At 63.4% G+C, this 24,888-nt stretch carries 21 protein-coding genes and 2 pseudogenes; 11 read left to right on the top strand and 12 right to left on the bottom strand.

Going from position 1 to position 24,888, the window contains the following annotated elements; genetic code table 11:
• The first annotated feature begins 110 nt into the window (after positions 1 to 110).
• Positions 111 to 1,214, top strand: a complete 1,104-nt coding sequence (locus DFR48_RS00960) for a saccharopine dehydrogenase family protein (protein WP_114361291.1) — start codon at positions 111 to 113, stop codon at positions 1,212 to 1,214.
• Between the two features lie 83 nt (positions 1,215 to 1,297).
• Positions 1,298 to 1,855, top strand: coding sequence for a cysteine hydrolase family protein (locus DFR48_RS00955; RefSeq protein WP_114361290.1), 558 nt, complete (start codon positions 1,298 to 1,300; stop codon positions 1,853 to 1,855).
• Between the two features lie 6 nt (positions 1,856 to 1,861).
• Here DFR48_RS00955 and DFR48_RS00950 read toward each other — a convergent pair whose 3' ends face one another.
• The gene (locus DFR48_RS00950; protein ID WP_114361289.1) at positions 1,862 to 3,376 is read right to left on the bottom strand and encodes a protein adenylyltransferase SelO; all 1,515 of its coding nucleotides are present in this window, start codon (positions 3,374 to 3,376) and stop codon (positions 1,862 to 1,864) included.
• Between the two features lie 238 nt (positions 3,377 to 3,614).
• Between DFR48_RS00950 and DFR48_RS00945 the strand changes: the two genes are divergently transcribed.
• Both DFR48_RS00945 and DFR48_RS00940 read left to right on the top strand, forming a co-directional pair.
• Positions 3,615 to 4,127: a hypothetical protein gene (locus tag DFR48_RS00945; protein ID WP_114361288.1), complete on the top strand. Its 513-nt coding sequence runs from the start codon at positions 3,615 to 3,617 to the stop codon at positions 4,125 to 4,127.
• Between the two features lie 231 nt (positions 4,128 to 4,358).
• A complete protein-coding gene (locus DFR48_RS00940) occupies positions 4,359 to 4,931 on the top strand; it encodes a HupE/UreJ family protein (RefSeq protein ID WP_114361287.1) in 573 nt (190 codons plus the stop codon).
• A 134-nt stretch (positions 4,932 to 5,065) separates the two neighbouring features.
• Here DFR48_RS00940 and queF read toward each other — a convergent pair whose 3' ends face one another.
• The 3 genes from queF to DFR48_RS00925 all read right to left on the bottom strand — a co-directional run bounded on the left by queF (position 5,066) and on the right by DFR48_RS00925 (position 8,771).
• Positions 5,066 to 5,530 (bottom strand): preQ(1) synthase, encoded by a 465-nt coding sequence (gene queF, locus DFR48_RS00935; protein ID WP_112690879.1) that lies wholly within the window; start codon positions 5,528 to 5,530, stop codon positions 5,066 to 5,068.
• Between the two features lie 12 nt (positions 5,531 to 5,542).
• Positions 5,543 to 6,445: a cation diffusion facilitator family transporter gene (locus DFR48_RS00930; RefSeq protein ID WP_114361286.1), complete on the bottom strand. Its 903-nt coding sequence runs from the start codon at positions 6,443 to 6,445 to the stop codon at positions 5,543 to 5,545.
• Positions 6,446 to 6,581: 136 nt separating this feature from the next.
• Complete coding sequence (locus DFR48_RS00925; protein WP_114361285.1) at positions 6,582 to 8,771, bottom strand: anthranilate synthase; 2,190 nt, start codon at positions 8,769 to 8,771, stop codon at positions 6,582 to 6,584.
• 293 nt (positions 8,772 to 9,064) lie between these two features.
• Between DFR48_RS00925 and DFR48_RS00920 the strand changes: the two genes are divergently transcribed.
• Positions 9,065 to 9,868: an extensin-like domain-containing protein gene (locus DFR48_RS00920; RefSeq protein ID WP_245415484.1), complete on the top strand. Its 804-nt coding sequence runs from the start codon at positions 9,065 to 9,067 to the stop codon at positions 9,866 to 9,868.
• 133 nt (positions 9,869 to 10,001) lie between these two features.
• Positions 10,002 to 10,445, top strand: coding sequence for a MarR family winged helix-turn-helix transcriptional regulator (locus DFR48_RS00915; protein ID WP_170141767.1), 444 nt, complete (start codon positions 10,002 to 10,004; stop codon positions 10,443 to 10,445).
• 9 nt (positions 10,446 to 10,454) lie between these two features.
• Here the strand turns inward: DFR48_RS00915 and DFR48_RS00910 are convergent, their stop codons facing one another.
• The gene (locus tag DFR48_RS00910; RefSeq protein WP_114361283.1) at positions 10,455 to 10,865 is read right to left on the bottom strand and encodes an ester cyclase; all 411 of its coding nucleotides are present in this window, start codon (positions 10,863 to 10,865) and stop codon (positions 10,455 to 10,457) included.
• A 194-nt stretch (positions 10,866 to 11,059) separates the two neighbouring features.
• Here DFR48_RS00910 and DFR48_RS22135 point away from each other — a divergent pair.
• The 3 genes and pseudogenes from DFR48_RS22135 to DFR48_RS00895 all read left to right on the top strand — a co-directional run.
• A pseudogene (locus tag DFR48_RS22135) lies at positions 11,060 to 11,197 on the top strand (extensin family protein); the annotation flags it as partial.
• Positions 11,198 to 11,486: 289 nt separating this feature from the next.
• The gene (locus DFR48_RS00900; protein WP_114361281.1) at positions 11,487 to 12,614 is read left to right on the top strand and encodes a M24 family metallopeptidase; all 1,128 of its coding nucleotides are present in this window, start codon (positions 11,487 to 11,489) and stop codon (positions 12,612 to 12,614) included.
• A gap of 40 nt (positions 12,615 to 12,654) precedes the next feature.
• Positions 12,655 to 12,954: pseudogene (locus DFR48_RS00895) on the top strand (extensin family protein); the annotation flags it as partial.
• Between the two features lie 311 nt (positions 12,955 to 13,265).
• Here the strand turns inward: DFR48_RS00895 and DFR48_RS00890 are convergent.
• From DFR48_RS00890 to putA, 4 genes are all read right to left on the bottom strand, one after another.
• On the bottom strand, positions 13,266 to 14,351 hold the full coding sequence (locus tag DFR48_RS00890; RefSeq protein WP_114361279.1) for an ImmA/IrrE family metallo-endopeptidase: 1,086 nt from the start codon (positions 14,349 to 14,351) through the stop codon (positions 13,266 to 13,268).
• 1 nt (position 14,352) lies between these two features.
• Entirely contained in the window at positions 14,353 to 15,006 is a 654-nt protein-coding gene (locus tag DFR48_RS00885; RefSeq protein WP_114361278.1) for a hypothetical protein, read from the bottom strand.
• 167 nt (positions 15,007 to 15,173) lie between these two features.
• Entirely contained in the window at positions 15,174 to 16,853 is a 1,680-nt protein-coding gene (locus tag DFR48_RS00880) for a formate--tetrahydrofolate ligase (RefSeq protein WP_114361277.1), read from the bottom strand.
• Between the two features lie 199 nt (positions 16,854 to 17,052).
• The gene (putA, locus tag DFR48_RS00875; protein ID WP_245415483.1) at positions 17,053 to 20,172 is read right to left on the bottom strand and encodes a bifunctional proline dehydrogenase/L-glutamate gamma-semialdehyde dehydrogenase PutA; all 3,120 of its coding nucleotides are present in this window, start codon (positions 20,170 to 20,172) and stop codon (positions 17,053 to 17,055) included.
• A gap of 110 nt (positions 20,173 to 20,282) precedes the next feature.
• On the opposite strand from putA, the gene DFR48_RS00870 reads away from it, so the two are divergent.
• Together DFR48_RS00870 and DFR48_RS00865 are read left to right on the top strand one after the other, a co-directional pair.
• A complete protein-coding gene (locus DFR48_RS00870) occupies positions 20,283 to 20,744 on the top strand; it encodes an Lrp/AsnC ligand binding domain-containing protein (protein WP_114361276.1) in 462 nt (153 codons plus the stop codon).
• A gap of 162 nt (positions 20,745 to 20,906) precedes the next feature.
• Positions 20,907 to 21,623, top strand: a complete 717-nt coding sequence (locus tag DFR48_RS00865; protein ID WP_114361275.1) for a helix-turn-helix transcriptional regulator — start codon at positions 20,907 to 20,909, stop codon at positions 21,621 to 21,623.
• 65 nt (positions 21,624 to 21,688) lie between these two features.
• On the opposite strand, the gene DFR48_RS00860 is transcribed toward DFR48_RS00865, so the two are convergent.
• The 3 genes from DFR48_RS00860 to DFR48_RS00850 all read right to left on the bottom strand — a co-directional run bounded on the left by DFR48_RS00860 (position 21,689) and on the right by DFR48_RS00850 (position 24,842).
• Positions 21,689 to 22,798, bottom strand: coding sequence for a DUF2333 family protein (locus DFR48_RS00860; protein WP_114361274.1), 1,110 nt, complete (start codon positions 22,796 to 22,798; stop codon positions 21,689 to 21,691).
• Between the two features lie 182 nt (positions 22,799 to 22,980).
• Positions 22,981 to 23,775 (bottom strand): prohibitin family protein, encoded by a 795-nt coding sequence (locus DFR48_RS00855; RefSeq protein WP_114361796.1) that lies wholly within the window; start codon positions 23,773 to 23,775, stop codon positions 22,981 to 22,983.
• Between the two features lie 206 nt (positions 23,776 to 23,981).
• A complete protein-coding gene (locus tag DFR48_RS00850; protein WP_114361273.1) occupies positions 23,982 to 24,842 on the bottom strand; it encodes a hypothetical protein in 861 nt (286 codons plus the stop codon).
• Positions 24,843 to 24,888 lie beyond the last annotated feature (46 nt).

The raw sequence follows: 24,888 nt of genomic DNA, 5'->3' as shown, positions 1-24,888 counted from the left end.
GCCGATATGCCGAGACAGGCACATCATATCGCACAAATTGCAGCTATGAAACGACCAATTACGGCGTCATTCTGATGCTTTCCGTTTGCAGAACTTCCAAGGGGACATCAATGAAGGACATTGTCGTAATCGGCGCAGGCAAGATCGGCGGCGCAATCGCCCACATGCTCGCCGCGACCGGCGACTACCGCGTGACGGTAGCCGACCGCAGCCGCGAACAGCTGGACGCTATCGCACCGCACGAGGCCGTTTCCACCGCCGCCGTCGACATCTCCGACAGCGCCGCGCTGGATGCCCTGCTTTCGGGCAAGTTCGCGGTCCTGAGCGCCGCGCCCTTCCACCTGACGGGCGCGATCGCCGAAGCCGCCGCCCGCACCGGCATCCACTATCTCGACCTGACCGAGGATGTCGCCACCACCCGCAAGGTGGAAGCACTCGCCAAGGGCGCCAAGGGCGCCTTCATCCCGCAATGCGGGCTCGCGCCGGGCTTCATCTCGATCGTCGCCCATGACCTCGCGACCGGCTTCGACACGCTGGACAGCGTGCGCATGCGCGTCGGCGCCCTGCCGCAATATCCGTCGAACGCTCTGAACTACAACCTGACCTGGAGCACCGACGGGCTGATCAACGAGTATATCGAGCCCTGCGAGGCGATCGTCGAAGGCAAGCTCGTCACGGTCCCGGCCATGGAAGAGCGCGAGGAATTCTCGCTCGACGGCGTCACCTACGAAGCCTTCAACACCTCCGGCGGCCTCGGCACGCTCTGCAAGACGCTCGAAGGCCGCGTGCGCACAATGAACTACCGCACCATCCGCTATCCCGGCCACCAGGCGATCGTGAAGGCACTCCTGAACGACCTCAACCTCAAGAACCGCCGCGACGTGCTGAAGGACCTTTTCGAGAACGCCCTGCCTGCAACCATGCAGGATGTCGTCGTAATCTTCGTCACCGTCTGCGGCACCCGCGAAGGCCGCTTCATGCAGGATACCTACGCCAACAAGGTTTATGCGGGCGTCGTCGCAGGCCGCAAGATGAGCGCCATCCAGATCACCACGGCGGCTGGCATCTGCACCGTGCTCGACATGCTGGCGAACGGCGAACTGCCGCAGCAGGGCTTCGTCCGGCAGGAGGAGATCAGCCTCGAGCGCTTCCTCGCAAACCGCTTCGGCCGGGTCTATGATCCGGAAACCCTGCGCCTGCCGAAGGCGTCGTAAGTCTCCGCATTTCGCTCTGGCGAATCGTCGAACGGGGTGAGAGTGTCCGCACTCTCACCTCTTCTCTTTATGGAAAGGCCACCATGCCGAAGGCGCTGCTGATCATCGATGTCCAGAATGCAATCCTGGCCGGCAAGGGCACGCCCGAACGCCAGCCGGTCCTGGACCGCGCCCTCGACGAAACCGTCTCACGACTGAAGACACTGAAGGACAGGGCAAGAGCGGCCGGCATCCCCATCGTCCTCGTCCAGCACGACGGCCCGGCCGGCCATCGCCTCGCCGCCGGCACACCCGGCTGGGACATCCGCCCCGAGATCGCGCCGGCGCCGGGCGACATCGTGGTCCACAAGCAGGCCTGCGATTCCTTCTTCGAAACCGACCTGAAGGAAAGGCTCGACGAGAGAGGCATAGACACGCTCGTCATCGGTGGCTGCATGACCCAGTTCTGCGTCGACACGACGACGCGGCGCGCGGTTTCGCTCGGCTATGACGTCACGCTGGTGGCGGACGGCCACATGACCGCCGATGCCGGCGCCCTCACCTACGATGAGATCATCGCCCACCACAACGCGACGCTCGACGGCTTCGATGCCGCCGACCGCGCCGTCAGTGTTCGCCCGGCTGCCGGGATTGCATTCTGACGCCGGTCACGTCCCGCAGAAGGTCCGCGCGACCCGTTCCTCCGGCTTCGGCGGCTCCATGAAGGCGGCGAATTCCGGCCGCTCGACGTAAGGCTTCGACGTTGCTTTCAGCATTTGCTCGAAAGGTTTGAAATCACCGGCGAGACCGGCGGAGATCACCGCCTCGATATGGTGATTGCGCGGAATGACGGCCGGATTGACCGCCTCCATCGCCGCCTGACGGTCCGCGGCCGGCCGCAGATCGGCGCTTAGGCGGGCGCGCCACCGGGAGAGCCAGTTCGTGACGCCCTCCGCATCAGAGAAGTGTGCCAGCAGAGGCGCATCCGGCGCGCCGCCGGCGAGCTTGGCGAGTGCCCGGAAGGTCAGCGTGAAATCGGCCTCACCCCGATGCATTAGCGCGAGAAAATCGTTGACGAGCGGCAGATCGTCATCAGCTTCGCCGGTGAGTCCGAGCTTCTCGCGGAAGGCCTCGAGCCACCGCGCCTGGAAGACGCGGCCGAACTCGGCAAGCGCCTCGTTGGCGGCTTCGACATTCTCGTCCTCGCGCCCGCCCATCAACGGCAGCAAGGTCTCGGCAAACCGGGCCAGATTCCATTGGGCGATGCCCGGCTGGTTGGCGTAAGCGTAGCGGCCGCGTTGGTCGATCGAGGAGAAGACCTTGCGCGGATCGTATTCATCGAGGAACGCACACGGGCCGAAGTCGATCGTCTCGCCCGAGACGGTCATGTTGTCGGTGTTCATGACGCCGTGGATGAAGCCGATCGACATCCAGCGCGCGACGAGCGCCGCCTGGCAGGCCGCCACCGCCCGGAAAAGCGCAAGATAGGGATCCTGCAAGTCCGCAAGCTCAGGATAATGGCGGGCAATCACATGACCGGCGAGCGCACGCAAGCCGTCGATATCGCCCCGAACGGCGAAATACTGGAAGGTGCCGATGCGGACATGGCTCGCCGCGACCCGGGTCAGGATCGCCCCCGGCAAAGCCGTCTCGCGGTAGACCGGCTCACCCGTCAGCACTGCGGCAAGCGCCCGTGTCGTCGGAATGCCGAGCGCGTGCATGGCTTCAGAGACGATATATTCCCGCAGCACCGGCCCGAGCGCCGCGCGGCCGTCGCCCTGCCGGGAGAACGGTGTCTCGCCTGCCCCCTTGAGCTGGATGTCGCGGCGAATTCCGTGGCGGTCGAGCACTTCGCCGAGCAGGATCGCCCGACCATCACCGAGCTGGGGCACGAAATTGCCGAACTGATGGCCGGCATAGGCCATGGCAACCGGGGCGGCCCCTTCCGGCAGGGCATTGCCGCTGAAAAGGCGCGCAAGCGCGTCGTCGTCGAACGCGCCGAGGTCAAGGCCGAGTTCGTCGGCAAGGGAGGCATTGAAACGGATGAGGCGCGGTGCGGCGACCGGGCAGGGCTCGACCGGCCTGAAGAAGCGCTCGGGCAAGCGGGCATAGCTGTTGTCAAAGGCAATCAAGCTTGCGTCTCCTTCGCAAGGCCCGTGCAACCGGGCACATGGGGCAACCATCTCGAATATGGGATCGTCTGCCGTCGGAGCAAGCGGCGAGCCGTGAAAAGCCGCCGTCCATCGGTTTTCCGGGGGTTATGCCGCCCATTTTTGGGCGGACCGGACGTGTCCTGTTGTCTCGCCTTTTGCCGGCGAACTAACGTCGCCGCTACAAGCCGACAGATCGAGAGGACCCCGCGACCGCGCTTGCGAGGGGAACGGTCTGCCGGATGGCTGGGAAACGACAGGGGTATCCGACATGAAGATCCGTCTCGCCGCACTGGCGCTTGTGGCTGCAGCACTCGTGAGCTGCACGACCACGGAAGAAGCCAACACCGTCATCCAGTCGCGCTGGATCGGGCAGCCGTCCGAACTCTTCTTCTCCCGCTACGGGCCGCCGGTCTCGGAATTCCGCACCGCCAGCGGTAACACCATCTATACATGGCGTGGCGGGGAAAAGACGCAGTACATCCCCGCGCAATATTCCACACCGGCCGAGCAGCCGGTCTACGGCAAGACCGTCACCAAGACGACCAGCCGCGAAAAGGAGCCGGGCGTCACCGTCACCAAGACGACGACGAGCAGCATGGGCGTCTACGTGCCGCAGCAGCCGCAGATGATTTCTCCCGCCCGTGTCGAGGAACTCTTCTGCGAGGTGCAGATCACCGTCGACGCGACCGATCGCATTCGCGCGATTCGGGCGAGCAACGACACGACCGGCGAAGGCTTCAGCCTGTCGCGTTGTGCCGAAGTTCTCGACGCCCAGAAGTAAGGCGAGCTTCTTCCGCCACCGCGCCGTCCCGCGCCCAATGTCGCAATTGCCGATCCCGGCGCCGCAAAGGCTCCGGGATCGTTCATTTCGCTGTGCGTATTTGTTACCGGTGCGAAAATTGCTGCCGAACCGGGCTGACCGGCTTACGTCACGCGTTCGGATGGCCTATAGCTTCGAGGGCAGGCGTGACCGATTTCCGGGCGCCGTGTCGACCAAACCGAGGGACAAGAGATGTTCAAACGACTTTCACTTTCTGCCGCCTTCATCGCCGCTGCCACGGCCCCGGCCTTCGCCCACCTCGATCCGACCGAGCACGGCTCGATGATGGCCGGCGTGTCGCATCCCCTGAGCGGTGCCGACCACGTGCTCGCCATGGTGGCCGTCGGCCTCTGGGCCTCGCAGATCGGCGGCCGTGCGCTCTTCGCCGTTCCCGCAGCTTTCGTGACCACCATGGCCGTCGGCTTCCTGCTTGCGGTCTCCGGCATCGGCCTGCCCTTCGTCGAGCCGGCCGTGCTGGCCTCCGTCATCGGCCTCGGCCTGCTGATCGCAACCGCCGTCCGTCTTCCGACCGCGGTCTCGGCGGCGATCGTCGGCCTCTTCGCCCTCTTCCACGGCCATGCCCATGGCGGCGAACTCGGTGCCGCCGGCGCCGTGCAGTTCGGCCTCGGCTTCCTCGTCTCCACCGCGCTCCTGCATGCGGCGGGCGTCGGCCTCGGCATCTCGCTGTCCCGCATGGGAACGATCACCACTCGCCTTCTCGGCGCTGCGACCGCACTCGGCGGCGCGGCCCTCGTCTTCGGCTGATCCGAGAGCATCCCCAAAACCAGGACGGCGGGCACCAGGCCCGCCGTTTTCATTTGTGCCAATCCTGGGAGGGCTATTCCTCGATCTTCGACGGCCGGCCGCCCTTTCCGCGGCAGCCGGCCGGTGCACACGATTCAGCCGCGGCCGCGATAGGTCGGAACGCCCTGGTCGGGAAGCCACACGCCGGCGGGCACCTCGCCCGTCTGCCAGAACACGTCGATCGGAATGCCGCCGCGCGGATACCAGTAGGCGCCGATCCGGAGCCATTTCGGCTGCAGGAGGTCGACCAGCCGCTTGGCGATATAGACCGAGCAATCCTCGTGGAAGGCACCGTGGTTGCGGAAGGAAAAGAGGAAGAGCTTCAGCGATTTCGATTCCACCAGCCAGTCGCCGGGAATGTAGTCGATGACGATGTGCGCGAAGTCCGGCTGGCCCGTCATCGGGCAGAGAGACGTGAATTCGGGCGCGGTGAAGCGGACGACGTAGTCGGTCCCGGCATTGCCGTTCGGCACGCGTTCGAGGACCGCGGATTCGGGGGTCGTGGGCGCCTCGACGGACTGACCGAGCTGCGTCAACCCGGAAACGTCGGTCTTGCTCATCATGAAACTCCTTCAGATTTCGACGCCGTTGCCGTGCGCCATTTCGTTCTCCGGCTCGACATGGATCGTGACGCGGGTGCCGGGCAGTGCCTTGTGCAAGGCCATTTCCAGCCGGTCGCAGATCACATGGGCATCCCCCACGGTCATCCTGGACGGTACCACCAGGTCGAAGGCGACGAAGGTGGCGGCACCGGCTCGACGTGACCGAAGATAATGCACCCCGAGCGAGCCTTCGGAATTCTCCTTGATCGTCTGCTTGATCGCCTCTTCCTCCTCCGGCGTGACCGCCTGGTCCATGAGGCCGGCAACGGAATGCGAGATCACCTTCCAGCCCTGGAAGATGATGTTGAGCGCGACGAGGATGGCGAGCAACGGGTCGAGGATCGCGTAGCCGGTGACTATGGCAAGCACAAGGCCGATCAGCACGCCGCCCGACGTCACCACGTCGGAGAGCACGTGGTGGCCGTCGGCCTGCAACGCCGGGGAACGATGCGTCTTGCCGACACGAATGAGTGTCAAGGCCCACACGCAGTTGATGACGGCCGCGAGCGAGTTGATGGCAAGACCGAGCACCGGTGCGTCGAGAAGCTTCGGATTGGGGAGAGCACCGACCGCTTCCTGAAGGATCAGCAGTGCCGCGACGACGATCAGCACGCCTTCGAGGACCGCGGAGAAATACTCCGCCTTGTGGTGACCGTACGGATGGCTCGAATCCGCCGGCTTCTGGGCGTAGCGGATGACGAAGAATGCGACGACCGCCGCCACCACGTTGACCGTCGATTCCAGCCCGTCTGAGAGCAGCGCCACCGACCCCGTCACCTTCCAGGCGACGAGCTTCAGCCCCATCACCCCGATCGAAAGGGGAATGCCCCAGAAGGCCAGGCGCCTTACCAGACCGTTGCTCGCTGTCGTCATCTTCCTGCCGCCCCTGCACTTGCAAGCGAATTGCATTCGCTAGTTCCACAACGACGAAACCGCCCACGGACGGTGGACGGTTTCGCAATCAGGTCCCTATGACAAATGGCGGTACGGGGTCAAGCGTTCGCCGTCGTCACGCCGCCTTTTCCTTCGCACGCCGTGCGAGATGCGCAACCACGTTCTCGATCATCCGCATGCCGGCGTCCTGCCCGAGCGTCATGATCGATTCGGGGTGGAACTGCACCGCCGCGACCGGCTCCTTGGTGTGCTCGATGCCCATGATCGTGCCGTCCTCGCTCTCCGCCGTGATCATGAAGTCGCGGTCGAGCGTCGCGGGATCGGCGAAGATCGAGTGGTAGCGGCCGACCGTCACTTCCTTGGCAAGGCCGGAGAAGACGATGCCGGGTTCGAGAACGCGGATGCGCGAGGGCTTGCCGTGCATCGGGATCGCGAGCTGGCGCAGCTCGCCGCCATAGGCTTCGGCAAGCGCCTGCAGCCCGAGGCAGACGCCGAAGATCGGCAATTGCCGCGCCCGCGCCTTCTTGATCGTCGCCTTGCAGTCGAAGTCCTTCGGGGTACCGGGGCCGGGCGAAAGCACCACGAGGTCCGGCTTGAGGCGGTCGAAGACCTCGTCGGCGACCGGCGTGCGCACGGTCGTCACGGTGGCGCCGGTCTGGCGGAAATAGTTTGCGAGCGTATGGACGAAGCTGTCCTCGTGATCGACGAGCAGGATGTTCACGCCCTTGCCGACGGCGGCGACACCGCGCTTCGACTTTTCGTCGTTTCCGGATTTCGCATCGCGAATGGCAGAAATCATGGCGGATGCCTTCAGTTCGGTTTCGGCCTCTTCCTCTTCCGGCATGGAATCGTTGAGCAGCGTCGCGCCGGCGCGCACCTCGGCGATCCCATCCTTGATCCGCACGGTCCGGAGCGTCAAGCCGGTGTTCATGTCGCCGTTGAAGCCGACCATGCCGACCGCCCCGCCATACCAGGCGCGCGGGCTCTTCTCATGCGCCTCGATGAAGCGCATCGCCCAGAGTTTCGGCGCACCCGTCACCGTCACCGCCCAGGCATGGGAGAGGAAGCCGTCGAAGGCGTCCATGCCGTCGCGGAGCCGCCCCTCGATGTGGTCGACGGTGTGGATGAGGCGCGAATACATCTCGATCTGGCGGCGGCCGATGACCTTGACCGAGCCCGGCTCGCAGACGCGGGACTTGTCGTTGCGGTCGACGTCCGAGCACATGGTGAGCTCGCTCTCGTCCTTCTTGGAATTCAAAAGCTTCAGGATCTGCTCGCTGTCGGCGATCGGGTCGGCGCCGCGCTTGATCGTGCCCGAGATCGGGCAGGTCTCGATGCGCCGGCCGGACACGCGCACGAACATTTCCGGCGAGGCCCCGACCAGATATTCCTGGTTTCCGAGATTGATGAAGAAGGAATAGGGAGACGGATTGATCTCCTTCAGCCGCTTGGAGATTTCCGACGGCTTCGACTCACAGCGCTCCATGAACTTCTGGCCCGGCACCACCTCGAAGAGGTCGCCGCGGCGGAAGCTCTCCTTGGCCTTGACCACGAGTTCGGCATATTCGCCCGGACGATGGTCGCCGCGCGGCGGGATCGTGTCGGTCGCCTTGAACGGTTCCGGCGCGATCGCATCCGCCTTGCCCTCGGTCGTCACGCCGTCCTTCTCGAAATCATAGCGGTCGATCCAGGCCTTGGCGGAGTAGTGGTCGACGACGAGGATCTCGTCCGGCAGGAAGAGCACCATGTCGCGCTGGTCTTCCGGACGTTCGAGCGACAGCTTGATCGCATCGAACTGGAAGGCGAGATCGTAGCCGAAGGCGCCGAAAAGGCCGATCGAGCTGTCGGCTTCGGAATGGAAGAGATCGGTGATCGCACGGAGCACGGTGAAGACCGTCGGGATCTTCGAGCGTTCCTCTTCGGTGAAGATGCGGTCGGGCTCGTTGACCGAAAGATCGAGACGGCGCGCCGTCGAGGCGCCGAGCGCGATTTCCGCGACCGTCCGCAGCCTTGCGGTGATGAAGGAGAGCAGCACCTCGCCGCGCTCGTTGTAGGCCTCGATCCACATCTTGCGGCCGAAGCAGGAAATGCCGAGCGGCGGATCGACGATCGCCGTGTCCCAGCGCGTATAGCGGCCCGGATATTCGTAGTTGGAGGAGAAGACCGCACCGCGGCGCTCGTCGAGCCTGTCGATGTAGCCGTTGATGGCATCGGCATAGAGCGCCGCCCGGCGCGAGCGCGTCACCTTGATACCGCCGCGGGTGGTATAGGTCTCCCCGCCATCATCCCGAATGATCGTCGTCATGCTCTCTCTTCACTCCGTCGTTCAAGGCCCGGATGGAGGCGCCTGAATACAAAAAAGCCGCCTCAGGTTTTCCGGGCGGCTTTGGGTCACTTGTCTTTAGGACATGACTGGTCAAGGCCGCGTTAGCGAGCCCACCACCAGTTACCGATGTTCAAAAACGTCGTCATGACGAAACTCATACCGTCAAGCCGGCGGCCGCGCAAGAGGGCTTGGAGGACTGTATTTCCGGCTATCGATGAAACCAAATACGCGCTAGGCCGTTGTCGACAGGCCCTACAACGGAGACAGGACGGTTGCTGAGACTTCTTCTGCTGGCGGCAGCACTCGCCGCCGCCACCGCCATGGCTGCGCCGGACAATCCTCCGCTCCCCCTGCCGAAACCGCCTCAGGCCGACCAAGCCCCCGCCGCAGGGCCTCCCCTACCCGCTGAAAAGCCGGAGGAAAGGCAAGAGCCGGCGGCACCGGAACCGGAGAAGAAAGAGGAACCGGCAGCGCCGACCGTACCCGCCCCTCCGCCGCCACCGATCGAAACCGAAGACCAGGCGACATTCGATGCCTGCACGGCCGAACTGAAGGAACTCGGCGCGGCGTTCAAGCTACTCCCGCGCATCGACGACGGCGAGGGCTGCGGCATCGACAAGCCGATCGCGATGACGCGGCTCTCGGCCGACGTCGCGATCGAACCCGAGGCGACGGCGCGCTGCGAGACGCTGCTGCAACTCGCCCGCATGACCCGCGATCTCATCGCGCCCGCGGCGCGCCTCGGCCTGCCGGACATGGGCAGGCTCGAGGTCGTGCACCAGGCCTCAGGTTATGTCTGCCGCAAGCGCAACAGTGCCGACACGGGAAAGATCTCGGAACACGCACGCGGGAACGCGATCGACATCGCAGGCCTCGAATTCGAGAAGGGCCTGGTTCCCATGAAGATCGTCGGGCAGGAGGATTCCGATCTCGCCGCGGCCTTCCAGCGGGCGCTGAACGCCGCCGCCTGCCTCTATTTCACCACCGTCCTCTCCCCCGGCAGCGACGGCACGCACGAGGACCACATGCATCTCGACGTGATGAAGCGGACGGGCGGCTATCGGTATTGCCGGTGAAGTCAGGGGAAGATGCAGGCGTAGGAGGATGAATTTGCGCCAGTTGCGCACCTGTCGGCCTGGGCTATTTCGCTCATGGCGCATGACAGTGTATGCCGGAGGGAACTATGTTCTCCACGGGAGGCAAAGGCGAATGGCCGGCGATCGAGCCAGTTCTGAAAATCATACGGATGTGCTTGCACTGGCGGAAGATCTTCGCGCCACGCTTGGGAGATTTGTCCGTCTCGTCAGGAGTGAGGCGAATACGCCGACCACGTCTCAGTCGGAGACCCTGTCGCTTCTTGATCGGAGCGGTCCGCTGAGTGTTGCCGAACTGGCGAACCTCCGCAATGTCAGACACCAGAGCATGCGACTGGTCACCGCACAGCTGGAGCTTGACGGGCTGGTCGACAAACTGCCCAATCCGGCCGACGGGCGCAGTCAACTTCTTTCCATAACCCCAAAGGGGCGGGAAGAATTGTCCCGCTCCCGCGAAGCCCGGACATCGAAGATTGCGGCCCTGATCGAAGAGCGGCTATCCAGCCAGGACAAACAGACGCTTCAAGCCGCAATCCTCGTCATCGAGCGGCTGATGTAGCCCGGACCGCTATGCCTTCGACAGTACGGCGAGGACATTGGACAGGGTGTTCAGCCCCCAGTGCTCGGCATACCTGCCGTCCTCCACCCGCACGATATCGATGACGCTGATGGCGACGTCCCGGCCTGTGGCGGGAATTCCCATCAATGTGCCGGAGTGAACGCCACTGATCGTCTTTCGGGTCGTCACCTTGTCACCCTCGGCGATCTGATCGTGGATTGTTATCTTCAGGTCGGAAAAGGCGGGGCGAAGGACGTTCTGGAAGGTGTTCCACATGCTGTCCGGGCCATTCGGCATTCCCTGCGGCGCTGAGTGGTTGATGAAATCCGGAGCCATCAGGGCATGGAATTCGGTCTCGTTGCCGTTTTGGATGACCTCGATGTTGAAGCGGCGAACCACCTCCTTGTTGTCGGCAGACATGAGTGATCCTTCCCGTCAGCTATCGTATCGAAATTATACAGTTTAACTGTATAGTTTCGATTTATCCGCTGCGGCGCCGGTTTTCAAGTGATGCCGTGGATGGAATACGATCAAAGGCGCGTCATGAGACGTCCGCCTCGATCTCGGCCTCGGTGTCCGTGCCGAAATGGTTGATCGCAACGGCCACCGCCGCCGCCTTCCAGCGGGCGCTGAACGCCGCCGCCCGCCTCTGTTTCACCACCGTCCTCTCCCCCGGCAGCGACGGCACGCACGAGGACCACATGCATCTCGACGTGATGAAGCGAACGCGTGGGTATCGATATTGCCGGTGAAGGCAGCGGAGATGGGGGCGTGGGGGATTGCGGCGGGAGCGGACCTCCGCTCGCCCGCGATAGATGACCGACTTGGGCTCGGAAGGTCACGGTCCGCAATTGGAACGAAAGTACCAACCATCGCAAGCCTTTGCTGGGGCCGCGTCGGAGGTTCATTGTCCGGCGGATCATCCTCACACCGTATGCCAGCTTGTAGAGAGAAGCCCGCATTGTATAGGAATAGATGATAATAGTTTGAATGCTGCGTCGGCTCTAAAGAGGAGCGAGACGAAGTTGGAGAAGATTGTCCATGAGCCTACCCACCTCGCTCTATCCCGAGAGAAATGTTGTGGACCTCGCAGCACTGGCAAGACTGCAAGACGCAGGTTGCCGGGAGCGTCGTACGCGCCTTTCCAATTGGCTTGTTGAGGTTGGCCTGGATGGGGCCCTGGTCACGCGACCTCAGCACCTGACATACTTTTTTGGATTGCGAGGATGGAGAAGCTCGCCAGCCTCGGGGTTCGTCGGCCGTGACGGCTTCGGTTTGATCTCGGTCGGCAATTCAATGGAGTCTGACGTCTACGCCGATGAAACAGTCCGGTTCGACGATTCGATGTTCACGACCACTTTCGAAGACCGCGAGCGAGCGGGACTTGCGGCGTTGGATATCCGCCTGGCTAAAACGAAGGCGCTTGGCGCGGATTGCACCGATATCGCAGGACAGACCACCACACCGATATCCGGGCATATCTCGTCGATGCGCCGACGCAAGTACCCGGATGAAGTCGCGCTAATTTCCGCGGCCATTGCCGCCAATGAAGCTGGATACCGTGCGATTGCGCCGCATATCGCCCCCGGACTTCTGGAAACCGAAGTGTTTGCCCTATTTCAGGGAGCTGCAATTGTGGCTGCGGGACAGACGATGGGGGAGCTAGGCAACGATTTTCGCGGGGGACAGCCAGGCGGCCGGCCTCGACCCGTGCCCCTGGTGGAGGGCGATCTTCTGCCCGTGGATGCCGGAGCGGTTGTCGGAAACTATTTTTCCGACATGTGCCGGACTTTCGCTGTGTCGGGGACACGAGCGCCAGTGCAGGAGGAAGCCTTCGGCCGCGTTGTTCATGCACTGTCAATAGCCGAAGACATGATCCGGCCGGGCGTTCGATGCGGGACAGTTTTCCAGGAGGTTGCTTCCATCCTGAATAGCCACCGCGATGACTGGCGCTTTGACCATCACTTGGGCCACGGGCTTGGCCTGGATCCGGTCGAGCGCCCGTTCATAAACTCGGGTTCGAACGACATCTTTGAAGAGGGCTGTACGTTCACTCTCGAACCCGGCTTGTACGGTGACAATCTCCGGGGTGGAATACGTCTCGAGCAGAATTACGTCATAGAAAATGGCGCTCTTCGCCGGCTGTCCAACTTACCTCTGGACATCTGAAAATGTCGCGGCCCCGAAAGCTCGCTCTGGGGAGGGACCGCCGCTCATCCTGATGCTGGATGAGCCGATCTCTGCGCTCGACGTATCGATCCAACAGGAAATCCTGAACCTGCTGATGCACCTGCGCGAGCACGAGGGTCTGACCTACATCCTCGTCGGCAACGATCTTGCCGTCATCTCTCATCTCTGTGATCGCACCGCCGCCTTCCAGCGGGCGCTGAACGCCGCCGCCTGCCTCTATTTCACCACCTTCCTCTCCCCCGGCAGCGACGAGACGCACCGCGACCACATGCATCTCGACGGGAGGAAGCGGACGGGCGGGTATCGGTATTGCCGGTGAAGGGCGGAGAAGATGGGCGGTTGGGGGAGGATGGTTTTGGGGCTGGAGCGGAAGCAGGGGGCTGGCGTGAGCGGGGGACAGACTGAGGGCCGTATCCTGACGATCAGGTCTTAGGGGTCACGACCCGTTCTCCTGCCGTAGAGCGACTGTGACTCGGTGACTGCATCTGCCCCGTTTCGGGCATCTGAGGACACCTTTCGGCTTCCTCAATGCTGCCGTTTGAACTGCTGTTCAAGGTTTCGATAGCTCCGCATGCGTAGGATCCGTTTCGCGCGGTAGATACTATCCCCAGAAGGATCGTGTTTCGGAGATTATTTCACCAGCCTTAGATGACCACGAGGAGGCGTACTTGGCGCCGTCCGCGGGGACGACGGCACACCGACGGTCACGAGACCAAACAACAGTTTCGCGAGTTCCGCCTCAGGCAACGACAGAAGCTCGGACAAACCGACTAATCCGAACTGTTCCTCCCGGCGAACTTCACCCAGCACCTTATGCCATATCTGAGACTGCTCGCGTCGAATCGGCGAAGGCTCTTCAACCCGCCAGCCACGCCTTGAGATCTCGATAAAGATCTGCTGGTAATTCCATTTGGTAAGGAGGCCGATCTCGTGCAGTCGGTAGGCCATAGCAGCAACGGACACCGCCCAATCCTGCTTCAGTTGCACGACTTTAGGAAGCCCTGAAACGCGGCCCACAGCCCGAAGTGGCGCCTCGGGCATCAAGAAGGCCGCCGCGAATTCATTAGCTTGCTTTTCTGCCTCCAGGCCATTTGGCGCAGCATGCTTGTGCAACACGAGGTGCCCGAGCTCATGAGCAGCGTCGAATCGGCTTCGCTCTGCCGATTTCTGAGTGTTTAGAAAGACATAAGGCCGTGCTCCCCGCCACAATGAGTATGCATCGACTTCTTTGCCGTCCTCTCCAAGAGAGAAGACTCGAACACCTTTCAGCTCCAGCAGGTGAACCATGTTCTTAATGGGTCTGTTGCCCAGGCCCCAATAGTCTCGCAGTCCAGCCGCAGCAGTCTGAGGCAACTCTTCTCGCATGTCGGGTAGATCAGCGTCCGGCAGATCAAACTCGCCTTCCAGCCAGTCCGACAAAAGGAAGGCTACAGCGCCAGCGGCGATTGCACCATCCCGCTGCCGAGCCGTCATTTTGCTCATAGACCGAAAACTCACACCTTCCACTTGGGGTATGTCCAGGTCGTCAGCCATGAAGAATTCCAACGGGAAGCCGAGTACCCGCGCGAATCTCCGAGCGACCTCATCGCTCGGCAGGTATTCTCCAGCCTCATAGCCGGTCACAGTACGAGGTTCGATACCAACTCTGGACGCGAGTTCTCGCATCGTCAGCCCAGCGCGCTGACGAGCGACTTTCAGCCGCGATTTGTTGAACATTTTATGCAGCCTTGCGCTTCACCGGCACGTCGATATCGGGCGCGTCATCTACTTTCTCGGGCACGCCTCCGTCCACACCAGGTATGGGGATAAATATGCGTTCAGCCCAGTCGGTCACCATCTGGTCGTCGAAGTTCGACGGCAGGGACAGCTCGGCCCGACATTGTTCATCATCAATGTTTATGAGCAGCATATACGTCTTGTAGTTAAGGACGGTCGCAGCCCGCCGAAGATCAGCTTCCACCGTCTCGGGGAAAAGGTCGCCCTCCAGCCTGTTCTTCAACACAGCTGCCTCAGTAAAGAGGCCCTTGAGGGACTTGGTTCTCGGTCTGCCAGGCCACCTGCAAGTGAGATCGTCGGCACTCGCAACTACGATGTTGATCTCGCTCGAATCATTGATCACCAAAGAGTAGTTGCTCGGGTCGTCCTTGCGCCAACCAAGAGGCACCAATTCATCCCGCAGGGTACGTACAACCATCCTCCAAGCCTCAGTTCCCGGGATGAACGGTGGGTCGTTATCCGTGCAGTTCAACCGGGCCACGTGCCCCGCCTGAACAGCCTTGACTAAGGCTTCGACAGAAATGCCCAGCTCCATCAGACGACGACGAGCGTCAAAAGGATGCTGATAGAGTGCAGTGCTCGCAACAGTGCTCATCCACAGGCTCCGACTTCATTTTCTTCACCTTATAGCAGGTAGAAAAAATGAAGTCCACTAGCGATTTTTCAGAAGTCGACGAATCCTTTCAGATCGGCCAAAACGGATGAAGACCCCTCGGCCGCCTTCGGTGAGTGTCCGCTTCCAACCAACCACTCCCCTCCCCCTCAGAACAGCCCCTCGATATACCCCTCTTCATTGAGGAATATCCGCTCGGCGGCGGGGGATTGCGGCAGGCCCGGCATGGTCATGATCTCGCCGGTGATCGCCACGACGAAGCCGGCGCCGGCGGAAAGCCGCACCTCCCGCACGTTGACGACATGGCCCTCCGGCGCGCCGCGAAGGCCGGGATCGGTGGAGAAGGAATACTGGGTCTTGGCGATGCAGACCGGCAGCCCGCCATAACCCTGCTCCTCCCATAGCCGCAATTGCTCGCGCACCTGCTTGTCGGCGGTCACCTCGCCGGCGCGGTAGATGTCGCGGGCGATGCGCTCGATCTTCTCGAAGAGCGGCAGCTTGTCGGGATAGAGCGGCGAGAAATGCGCGGTGCCGGCGTCCGCCAGATCGGCCACCCGCGTGGCGAGTTCGGTAATGCCGGCTGAGCCCTCCGCCCAGTGCCGGCAGAGGATCGCCTCGGCGCCCTGGCGGGCGGCGCAGCGCTTCACCGCCTCGATCTCAGCCTCGGTGTCGGAGCCGAAATGGTTGATCGCGACGACCACCGGGACGCCGAACTTGCGGACGTTCTCGATATGGCGGGCGAGGTTTTCCGCGCCTGCGACGACCGCGTCCACATTCTCCTGCCCGAGCTCGTCCTTCTTCACCCCGCCGTTCATCTTGAGCGCCCGGACGGTCGCGACGATCACCGCCGCCGCCGGCTGCAGGCCGGCCTTGCGGCACTTGATGTCGAAGAATTTCTCAGCCCCGAGATCGGCGCCGAAGCCCGCCTCGGTCACCACGTAATCGGCGAGCTTCAGCGCCGTGCGGGTGGCGACCACCGAATTGCAGCCATGCGCGATGTTGGCGAAGGGGCCGCCGTGCACGAAGGCGGGATTGTTCTCGAGCGTCTGTACGAGGTTCGGCTGCATGGCGTCTTTGAGGAGCACCGCCATGGCGCCGTCGGCCTTGATGTCGCGGGCACGCACCGGGCTCTTGTCGCGGCGATAGCCGATGATGATCTCGCCGAGGCGGCGTTCGAGGTCGGCGAGATCCTCGGCAAGGCAGAGGATCGCCATCACCTCGGAGGCGACCGTGATGTCGAAGCCGGTTTCGCGCGGATAGCCGTTGGCGACCCCGCCGAGCGAGCAGACGATCTCCCGCAAGGCCCGGTCGTTCATGTCCATGACGCGGCGCCAGGTCACGCGGCGGCTGTCGATCGCCTGTTCGTTGCCCCAGTAGATGTGATTGTCGATGAGTGCCGAAAGCAGGTTGTGCGCCGAGGTGATCGCGTGGAAATCGCCGGTGAAATGGAGGTTCATGTCCTCCATCGGCACGATCTGCGCATAGCCGCCGCCGGCCGCCCCGCCCTTCACCCCGAAACAGGGTCCGAGGGAGGCTTCGCGAATGCAGACCATGGCGTTCCGGCCGATGCGGTTCAAACCGTCGACGAGGCCGACGGTGGTCGTGGTCTTGCCCTCGCCGGCCGGCGTCGGGTTGATCGCGGTGACGAGGATGAGCTTGCCGTCCGGCCGGGAGGAAAGCGACTTAATGAAATCGGCGGAAACCTTCGCCTTGTCGTGGCCGTAGGGAACGAGCTTCTCCGGCGGAATGCCGAGCTTCGCCCCGATCTCGGTGATCGGCCTCTTTGCCGCCGCACGCGCGATCTCGATATCCGATTTCATTCCGGTCATGCACACCCCTCCCCTTTGTCTCACGTCCTGAAACCGGGCAAGGCGCTCTCCGCCTGCACGAAAACGGCGTGATATACCTGATCCTTAACCGGCGGACGGCGCCCCAGCAAGCGTTTCCGGGCGACGATTTCGGGACCAAATGGCGCAGGCCCGGGTATCGGAGAGTGGTCGCCCGGGTGCCGGGCGACCCGGTTCGTCCTCAGCCCTCGCCGATGGCGATCAGGCTCGCATTGCCGCCGGCGGCCGCCGTGTTGACCGAGACCACCTGCTCCTGCGCAAAGCGCATCAGATAGGCCGGTCCGCCCGCCTTGAAGCCGGTGCCGGAAAGGCCCGAACCGCCGAAGGGCTGGGTGCCGACCACCGCGCCGATCATGTTGCGGTTGACGTAGACATTGCCGGCATCGAGGGTCTCGGCGACGGTGCGCACCGTCGCCTCGATGCGGCTGTGGACGCCGAGCGTGAGCCCGTAGCCGGTCGCCGCGATCACCTCGACGACCTTCGGCAGGTCCTTCGCCTTCCAGCGCACGACGTGCAGGACGGGACCGAAGACTTCCTTGGTGAGCGCCTCCGGCCGGTCGAGCTCGATGATGTGCGGGGCGACGAAGACGCCGGTATTCGGAACCGTCCCGGCATAGCGGACCTTCTGCGACTTGCGCATGTCCTCGATGTGGCCGGTCAGCATCGCCTGCTGCTTCTCGTCGATCACCGGACCGACATCGGTGGTGATCCGTGCCGGATCGCCGAGGGTGAGCTCACGCGCCGCCCCTTCGATCATTTCCAGCATGCCGTCGGCAATGTCTTCCTGCAGGTAGAGGATCCTGAGCGCCGAGCAGCGCTGGCCCGCCGAGCGAAAGGCTGACATCACCACGTCGTCGGCCACCTGCTCGCCGAGCGCGGTCGCGTCGACGATCATCGCGTTGATGCCCCCGGTTTCGGCAATCAGCGGCACGATCGGCCCGTTCTTGGCGGCAAGCGAGCGGTTGATCGCCTGGGCCGTCGCGGTCGAACCGGTGAAGGCGAGCCCGCCGAGCTTCGAATGGGCGGCGATCGCCGCGCCGACTTCGCCGGCACCCGGCAGCAGGCAGAGCACGTCGGCCGGAACACCGGCCCTGTGGAAGAGCCGGACCGCCTCGTAGGCGACGAGCGGCGTCTGCGGCGCGGGCTTGGCGAGCACCGCGTTGCCGGCGACGAGCGCCGCCGACACCTGTCCGAGGAAGATCGCCAGCGGGAAGTTCCACGGCGAAATGCAGGCGAACACGCCGCGGCCGCGCCAGAACAGGCGGTTGTCCTCGCCGGTCGGGCCGGGCATCGCTTCCGCCTCGGCGAAGAGCCGCCGCGCCTCGCCGGCGTAGTAGCGGCAGAAATCGATCGCCTCGCGCACCTCGGCAATGCCGTCGTCGAGCGTCTTGCCGGCTTCCGCGGAAAGCAGCGCGACGAACCGGATGCGATCGGCTTCCAGAAGCTCCGCCATCCGTTCGAGGCAGGCGGCCCGCGTCTCGACCGGCTCGCGCGACCAGGCGGCAAAGCCCTTGCGGGCGGCAACGAACGCCTTGTCGACGTCGGCGGCGGTGGCGTTCACCACCGTGCCGATGCGGCGCGACCGGTCTGCGGGAGAGAGCACCGGCTGCACTTCGCCGGCCGGCGCCACGCCCGGAACCAGCGGCACGGCGGCGATGTCGAAACGCGCGGCGGAGAGTTCATTCACGAGTTGCGCGAGGCTTTCGCGATGGCCGAATTCGAATCCGGCGCTGTTCTTGCGGGCGCCGTAGATCTGCAGCGGCCGCGGGATCTGGCTGTGACGGACGCTGCGGCCCTGATCGAGCCCGAGCCGCTCCGCCGGCCGTTCCAGCAGCTTGGCGACCGGCACGTTCTTGTCGCCGGCAACCGCGACAAAAGAGGAATTGGCGCCGTTTTCAAGCAGGCGACGGACAAGGTAGGCGAGCAGGTCGCGATAGCCGCCGACCGGCGCATAGATGCGGCAGGCGACGCGATCCTCGCCGGAGAGAAGGCTGTTGTAGAGCGCCTCGCCCATGCCGTGGAGGCGCTGGAACTCGAAGCCGGAGCGGTCCGCGCCGGCAAGTTCGAGGATGGTCGAGACGGTCAGCGCATTGTGGGTCGCAAACTGCGGAAAGATGCGTGCCCGCTTGGCGAGCAGCCGGCTCGCGCAGGCGAGATAGGCGAGGTCCGTCGCCGGCTTGCGCGTCCAGACCGGATAATCGTCGAGCCCCCGCTCCTGCGCCCGCTTGATCTCGGTATCCCAGTAGGCGCCCTTGACGAGGCGAACCATCATCCGCCGGCCATGGGCCGTGCAGAGAGCGTCGATGTAGTCGATCACCTCCGGCGCGCGCTTCTGATAGGACTGGATCGCCAGACCGAAGCCGTCCCAGCCGGCAAGCGAGGGATCGGCGAAGACGGCGGCGATCACGTCGAGCGACAGTTCCAGCCGGTCGGCCTCTTCCGCGTCGACGGTGAAGTTGAGCTCGTGGGCCTTGGCCATCTGCGCGAGCTTCAGGAGGTCGGGCACCAGTTCGCGCATGACGCGGTCGCGATGGGTCGCGAGATAGCGCGGGTGCAGCGCCGAGAGTTTGACCGAGATGCCCATGCGGTCGGGCAGCCGCTTGCCCTTGCCGTGCTTCGCCATGAAGGCGCCGATCGCCTCGATCGCCTCGGCATAGGACTGGAAGTAGCGCTTGGCGTCGGCCGATGTCCGCGCGCCCTCGCCCAGCATGTCGAAGGAATGGCGATAGCCCTTCTCCTCGCTCTTGGCCGCACGCGACAACGCATCCTTCATCGTCTCGCCGAGCACGAAGTGATGGCCGAGGAACCGCATCGCCTGCTTGGTGGCGCTGCGCACCGTCGGAAGCCCGAGCCGCTTGACGAGGCCGCGCACGACACCCTCCGGCGTCTCGCCCGGACGGATGACGCGGGCGGACAGGCCGAGCGCCCAGGCGGACGCCGAAACGAACCAGCTGTCGCCATGCGCCTCATGTTCGCTCCAGCCGCCTTCCTTCAACTTGTCCTCGATCAGCCGGTCCTGCGTCAGGGCATCGGGCACGCGCAGCAGCGCCTCGGCAAGCACCATCAGCGCCAGCCCCTCGCGGGTGGAAAGCCCGTATTCGCGCAGAAAATCCTCCACCCCGCCGATCGAGCCGGAATTGTCGCGGATCGCCTCGACGAAGCGCGTCGCACGCCGATCGATGGCGGCATTCTGGGCAGGCGTGAAGGAAATCTCCGCGGCAAGTTGCCCGAGAAGAGCGTCGTCGTCGCCGGCAAAGGGAGCGCTGAAGGGCGGAACTGCGGGCATGTCTGCGTTGATCATTGTCACCTCCGTGTTATCGGCAACATATCGACAACATACTAGCGATACTCGCCATGTTTTGATATAGACTCAGAGAAAATGTCCACGAATATCGATATCCGTAGGGAACAATGAAAGAGCTTGACCGCCTCGACCGCAAGATCCTCCGCGCCCTCCAGCAGGAGGGCCGGCTCACCAATATCGAACTGGCCGAACGCGTGAGCCTTTCGCCCACAGCCACGGCGGAGCGGGTCAAGAGACTGACCCGCGACGGCTTCATCACCGGTTACATGGCGATCCTTTCGCCGCAGAAACTCGGGCGCAGCCTGCTCGTCTTCATCGAAGTCAAGCTCGACCGCACCACACCCGATGTCTTCGACGCTTTCGCGGCGGCGGTGAAGCGCAGCGACGATGTGATCGAATGCCACATGGTCGCCGGCGGCTTCGATTATCTCGTCAAGGCCAGGGTGGCCGGCATGGAGGCCTACCGGCAGTTTCTATCCGAAGTGATTCTGCCACTCCCGGGCGTGCGCGAGACGCACACCTATGCCGTCATGGAGGAAGTCAAAGCCGGCTCACTCCTTCCCGTCTGACATATAGAAAAGATAACATATTGTGATTTAACGATAAATCGAAGCTTCCCGAAATTATTCCCGTCACTGCCGGCGACGGCGGTAAAAAAAGCTGACTTTTTAATCATTCTGCTATATTCGCTAAAGTTAACATTCTAACAGGTCTAGTTCGAACCCGCTCAGATGATAGCCGCCCAACGCCAGTCGCTCCTCAGCAGCGAGATTACCAGCATCGAGACACGTTCCGGATTCATGGAGTGCATGATGCGGGTGGCGGAGCGGTTCGGGCTGCAGCATGTTTCCGTGCTCACCGTCCCGTCTGCGGATGACGAGTTCCTGGCCCCGCACTTCCTCGAAACCACCCTTCCCGCACAGTACGTCCGCGAGTTCGACTCCAACCGCCTGCTGCGCTACTGCCCGGTCCTGCCGCAACTCAGCCGGTCGGTGATGCCGCAATGCTGGACCGTCGACGACGACGGCGCCTGCGATTTCGACTTCCCGCAGGTGATATTCGATCTGCTCAGGAAATACGGGCTGAAGATGGGTCTCATCTTTCCGCTGACTTCGGTCGATTCCAGCCGCTATTTCTTCCGTTACGATGGAAGCCGCCCGCCGCTGACCCAGGCCGAAATCAACGAACTCGGCATGATCACACTGCAGGCCTTCGACGTGTTCGACCGCATTCGCCGCGCCGAAAAGGCCTGCGCCAACCTTCTCTCGGCGCGTGAACTCGAAGTGCTTCGCTGGACTGCGCAAGGAAAGACCTCGGTCGAGATCGGACAGATCCTCTCCCTCTCCGACCACACGGTCAACGCCTACATGATGAACGCGATCAAGAAGCTCGACTGCGTAAACCGCACACAGCTTGTCGCCAAGGCGATCCGGCTGAAACTGATCTGACGGCTTTCCGTCCTCCCGATCCTGCAGACAACCAGCGCCGCGCTGAAGGACGGCGTCCGACCGCCTCAGCGATCGAGCACCGAGCGGAGTTCCACCATGTTCGAGCGGACGCGAAGCATGTAGAAGCCCATTGTCGCGAGATGCGTCGGCATGATCCAGCCGTCCTCGCTGCCGTTCGAGATGATCGCGGGCTGAATTCTGAGCGCCGCCTGCAACTGCTTTTCCATCTCCGACCATATGGCGGTCAGATTGCGCTCGCGGATGACGTCGACGAAATCGGCGCGCGCCGCCTGCAGCACCGCATACTGCCCATAGAGCTGGCCATAGGCGAACCAGAAGCGGTCGTCCGCGCGGGTGTCGAACCAGCCGGAGTTGAAGTCCTCCGAGCGTCGGCGCAGGATGTCGGACGTGCTGCCGAGATCGCTCGCCAAGCGGTCGAGAAGCTGGACCAGATTGTCGGCGCGCGGATCGACGACGGCCTTGCAGGCGGAAAGATCGGCGTTGAACTTCGTCCAGTTGCGAATGGCCGCACGGTAGAAGCTCGGGGTCGGCGTCTTGAGACCGAAGGGACTGATGCCGAAATACCATGTACCCTCGTCGAACTGGATATTGCCGCGTGCATCCTGCAGGTCGTTGTTGATGCTCGACGTGCCACGCACGCGGCCGAGATTGTCGACGAGCTCGATCGCCATACGGCGGGCGACCTGGTTGACGCCGCGCTGGAAGGAGGCCTTGTTGTCGAAGAAGGGCGTGTGATCCCAGTCAACCCCGAAGAAGCCGAGCTTGTAGATCAGCGTCGAGGAAATCCAGGTGTTCTTGTTGACGTTGGCGTCGGTGAGGTCGGTGACGACACTGACGACCGCCGAATTCTGACAGGTTCCAGGCCGCTCCGCGACCGGCTGGCCGGCCGGAACCGTGCGTTCCTCGAACTTGTAGGCTTTCACGAATTCGGGATCGAAATTGTACCAGACCTGTGTGCGCCAGAAGAACTGGGCGTAGAAGACGAGGACGAGCAGGAGGAACAGGAGGATAGGCCCCCTGACCAGCCAGGTCCGGCGCGAATACCATCCATGGGCGGCGAGAAAGGGCCAGAGCAGCCCGGCGACGACCAGTCCGACACCACGACCGACGGCGCTGAAGACGCGATGGAAGAATGCAATGATCGGATCAAGCATGGTCGTCTCCTTATGCCGTCGCAGCCATGGCGAGAGCTTCTCTCGTCATGCACATATGTCTCGACGGGGCGGGATGCAACAGCCTGACGAAGCACCCGCCGATCGCCTTTGACAGCATCATAGAAGCAGCTTCCGCCGAGACCAAGCGCGACACAGCGTCCGGGAAGCGGCCGACGCCCGCCCTATTTGGTTCCGATGAACGGAACGGCTGAACCCGGAATCATCGTTGCCGGCAACTGGCCGTTCCAACGCTCCGCAGCGATGAGGTCGATTAGCGCCGGGTTGTCGCGCAGCGCCGCCCCCTTCGCCCGGATGGCGTCAGCTTCCGCCTCGCCGGCAAGCCGCGTCGCCGCAGCCTGCGCCTCCGCCTGCGCGCGCACGGCCTGCGCCTGGGCGTTCGCCTGGGTCACGGTGATCTCCGCCTGCACCTTTTCCCGCTCGGCGTTCTGTCGCAGCTTCTGCACTTCGACCTCGGCCAGCATGCGGTTTTCGATCGATTGCTCGTAAGCGTCCGAAAAATCGATGTTCTCGATCTGCACGCTGTCGATGAGGACCGGTCCCTTCACCGCATCGCGGATCGCGGTTTCCGTTTCCGCATTCAGTCGCACACGCTCCTGGATCGCGGTCACGGCGTTGAACTTGCCGAAGACGTTCTTCGCCTGTTCGAAGACGCGCCGGTCGATCAGGCGCTGCACCACGCCGTCCTCGCCACCGTACTCGGCGTAGATGCGCTCGACCTCGTTCGCCGGAAGCCGGTAGTTGACGGAGAGCTTCATCGTCGCAGCCTGCTGGTCGCGGGAATAGGTTTCCACCTGTTCGTAGATCTGGGCACGGCTCTGGACGCTGATCTTCACGACCCGGTCGAGAAACGGGATCTTGAAACCCAGCCCCGGCTCGGCGGTGCCGACCACCGCCCCCATCCGCAGGATCACGCCGCGCTCCCCTTCGTCGACCGTATAGAACGACTTGCTCCCCATGACCGCGACGATCGCGGCGACACCGACGTAGAGCAAAATTCTCGCCCGCCCGCTGCCGCCGGCAGACGACCCGCCGCCATTGCTTCCGAGTGCGTGCCCCAATGCAAGCTTTGCCATTTGTCCCCCTGAACCTTTCCCTTGCGATGTCGTTCGACACCGCTGAACACACCGCAGCCGCGCGCGACGTGGCCGCCCTGCCGGAAGTCTTAGCCGGACGCGTCGTGCTTTTCCAGAAGCCTGACGAAACGACGAGCAAAGGCGTCGTCGGCGAGCGTCTTGCGACGCCGGATCTCACGTGCAGTCTGCGCGCCCTGGCTTGTGGCGTGGATCTCGCCCGCCACGCCCGGCGTGAAGCCGCCGAAGCCCCAGCCCTCGACCGCCCGACAGAGGAGACGTCGTTGCTGCCCGTCGATCGCGAGCTTGTTGAGCAGTGTCTGCATGGCGGCGATGCCGTCGTTCAGCGATTCGACCAGCGCCCGGAAAATGGACGTGGCGCGTTCCAGCAGGGCGTCCTCGGCGAACAGTCCGGACTCGTCGGGCTGCCGCGCCGCCAGGTCGAGCAGGCGCGCCGTCCCCTTCCGGCGTTCGATCAGGTGGACGAGGTCTCCCTCGGCCCTTTGCTGCTGCTCGGAGGCAAACGCACGCTCATCCTCGATCAGGCGAAGGATCGCGCCGGATTTCGAAAGCAGGTCCTCGAGCCTTGCGGCAAGCGTATGCTCCATCGTGCGCGAATGCCGCATCCTTGCGGCTTTCCGCGCAGAGAAGAACGCGACGAAGCGTTCGCGGCGCGTGAACCGCTTGATCGCCTCGAATTCGCCGGCAATCGCCGCCGCCGCTTGATCGAGGCCGAAAACGAGCTCGGCGATCGTCGCGACAATCGCCTCCTGCCGACGGATGGTCTCGGCGACACGGGCGGCTTGCGCGTCGAGTTCTCCGCCCTCCATCCCGCCTTCGGCGGCCGCGATCCTCGCGAGTGCCGCGGTCGACTGCGCCGTCTCTTCTCGCAGGTCTCCGAGGGCGACACGGACCGTCTCGACTTTCCGGTCGAACAGTTCGAGCTTCGCCATTGTCCTTCCCTCCCCTGCGGTTCGCCGCCGATCAACGGTTACCACG

Origin of the sequence: Ciceribacter lividus (assembly GCF_003337715.1) — a bacterium.
Classification (GTDB): domain Bacteria; phylum Pseudomonadota; class Alphaproteobacteria; order Rhizobiales; family Rhizobiaceae; genus Allorhizobium; species Allorhizobium lividum.
This window is presented reverse-complemented; position numbering and strand designations above follow the sequence as displayed.

Bases quoted from the DNA above. Each gene is read 5' to 3' on its own strand.
- DFR48_RS00960 (WP_114361291.1), top strand. From the start codon at position 111: ATGAAGGACATTGTCGTAATCGGCGCAGGCAAGATCGGCGGCGCAATC.
- DFR48_RS00955 (WP_114361290.1), top strand. From the start codon at position 1,298: ATGCCGAAGGCGCTGCTGATCATCGATGTCCAGAATGCAATCCTGGCC.
- DFR48_RS00950 (WP_114361289.1), bottom strand. From the start codon at position 3,376: ATGGTTGCCCCATGTGCCCGGTTGCACGGGCCTTGCGAAGGAGACGCA.
- DFR48_RS00945 (WP_114361288.1), top strand. From the start codon at position 3,615: ATGAAGATCCGTCTCGCCGCACTGGCGCTTGTGGCTGCAGCACTCGTG.
- DFR48_RS00940 (WP_114361287.1), top strand. From the start codon at position 4,359: ATGTTCAAACGACTTTCACTTTCTGCCGCCTTCATCGCCGCTGCCACG.
- queF (WP_112690879.1), bottom strand. From the start codon at position 5,530: ATGAGCAAGACCGACGTTTCCGGGTTGACGCAGCTCGGTCAGTCCGTC.
- DFR48_RS00930 (WP_114361286.1), bottom strand. From the start codon at position 6,445: ATGACGACAGCGAGCAACGGTCTGGTAAGGCGCCTGGCCTTCTGGGGC.
- DFR48_RS00925 (WP_114361285.1), bottom strand. From the start codon at position 8,771: ATGACGACGATCATTCGGGATGATGGCGGGGAGACCTATACCACCCGC.
- DFR48_RS00915 (WP_170141767.1), top strand. From the start codon at position 10,002: ATGGCCGGCGATCGAGCCAGTTCTGAAAATCATACGGATGTGCTTGCA.
- DFR48_RS00910 (WP_114361283.1), bottom strand. From the start codon at position 10,865: ATGTCTGCCGACAACAAGGAGGTGGTTCGCCGCTTCAACATCGAGGTC.
- DFR48_RS00900 (WP_114361281.1), top strand. From the start codon at position 11,487: ATGAGCCTACCCACCTCGCTCTATCCCGAGAGAAATGTTGTGGACCTC.
- DFR48_RS00890 (WP_114361279.1), bottom strand. From the start codon at position 14,351: ATGTTCAACAAATCGCGGCTGAAAGTCGCTCGTCAGCGCGCTGGGCTG.
- DFR48_RS00885 (WP_114361278.1), bottom strand. From the start codon at position 15,006: ATGAGCACTGTTGCGAGCACTGCACTCTATCAGCATCCTTTTGACGCT.
- DFR48_RS00880 (WP_114361277.1), bottom strand. From the start codon at position 16,853: ATGACCGGAATGAAATCGGATATCGAGATCGCGCGTGCGGCGGCAAAG.
- putA (WP_245415483.1), bottom strand. From the start codon at position 20,172: ATGATCAACGCAGACATGCCCGCAGTTCCGCCCTTCAGCGCTCCCTTT.
- DFR48_RS00870 (WP_114361276.1), top strand. From the start codon at position 20,283: ATGAAAGAGCTTGACCGCCTCGACCGCAAGATCCTCCGCGCCCTCCAG.
- DFR48_RS00865 (WP_114361275.1), top strand. From the start codon at position 20,907: ATGATAGCCGCCCAACGCCAGTCGCTCCTCAGCAGCGAGATTACCAGC.
- DFR48_RS00860 (WP_114361274.1), bottom strand. From the start codon at position 22,798: ATGCTTGATCCGATCATTGCATTCTTCCATCGCGTCTTCAGCGCCGTC.
- DFR48_RS00855 (WP_114361796.1), bottom strand. From the start codon at position 23,775: ATGGGGAGCAAGTCGTTCTATACGGTCGACGAAGGGGAGCGCGGCGTG.
- DFR48_RS00850 (WP_114361273.1), bottom strand. From the start codon at position 24,842: ATGGCGAAGCTCGAACTGTTCGACCGGAAAGTCGAGACGGTCCGTGTC.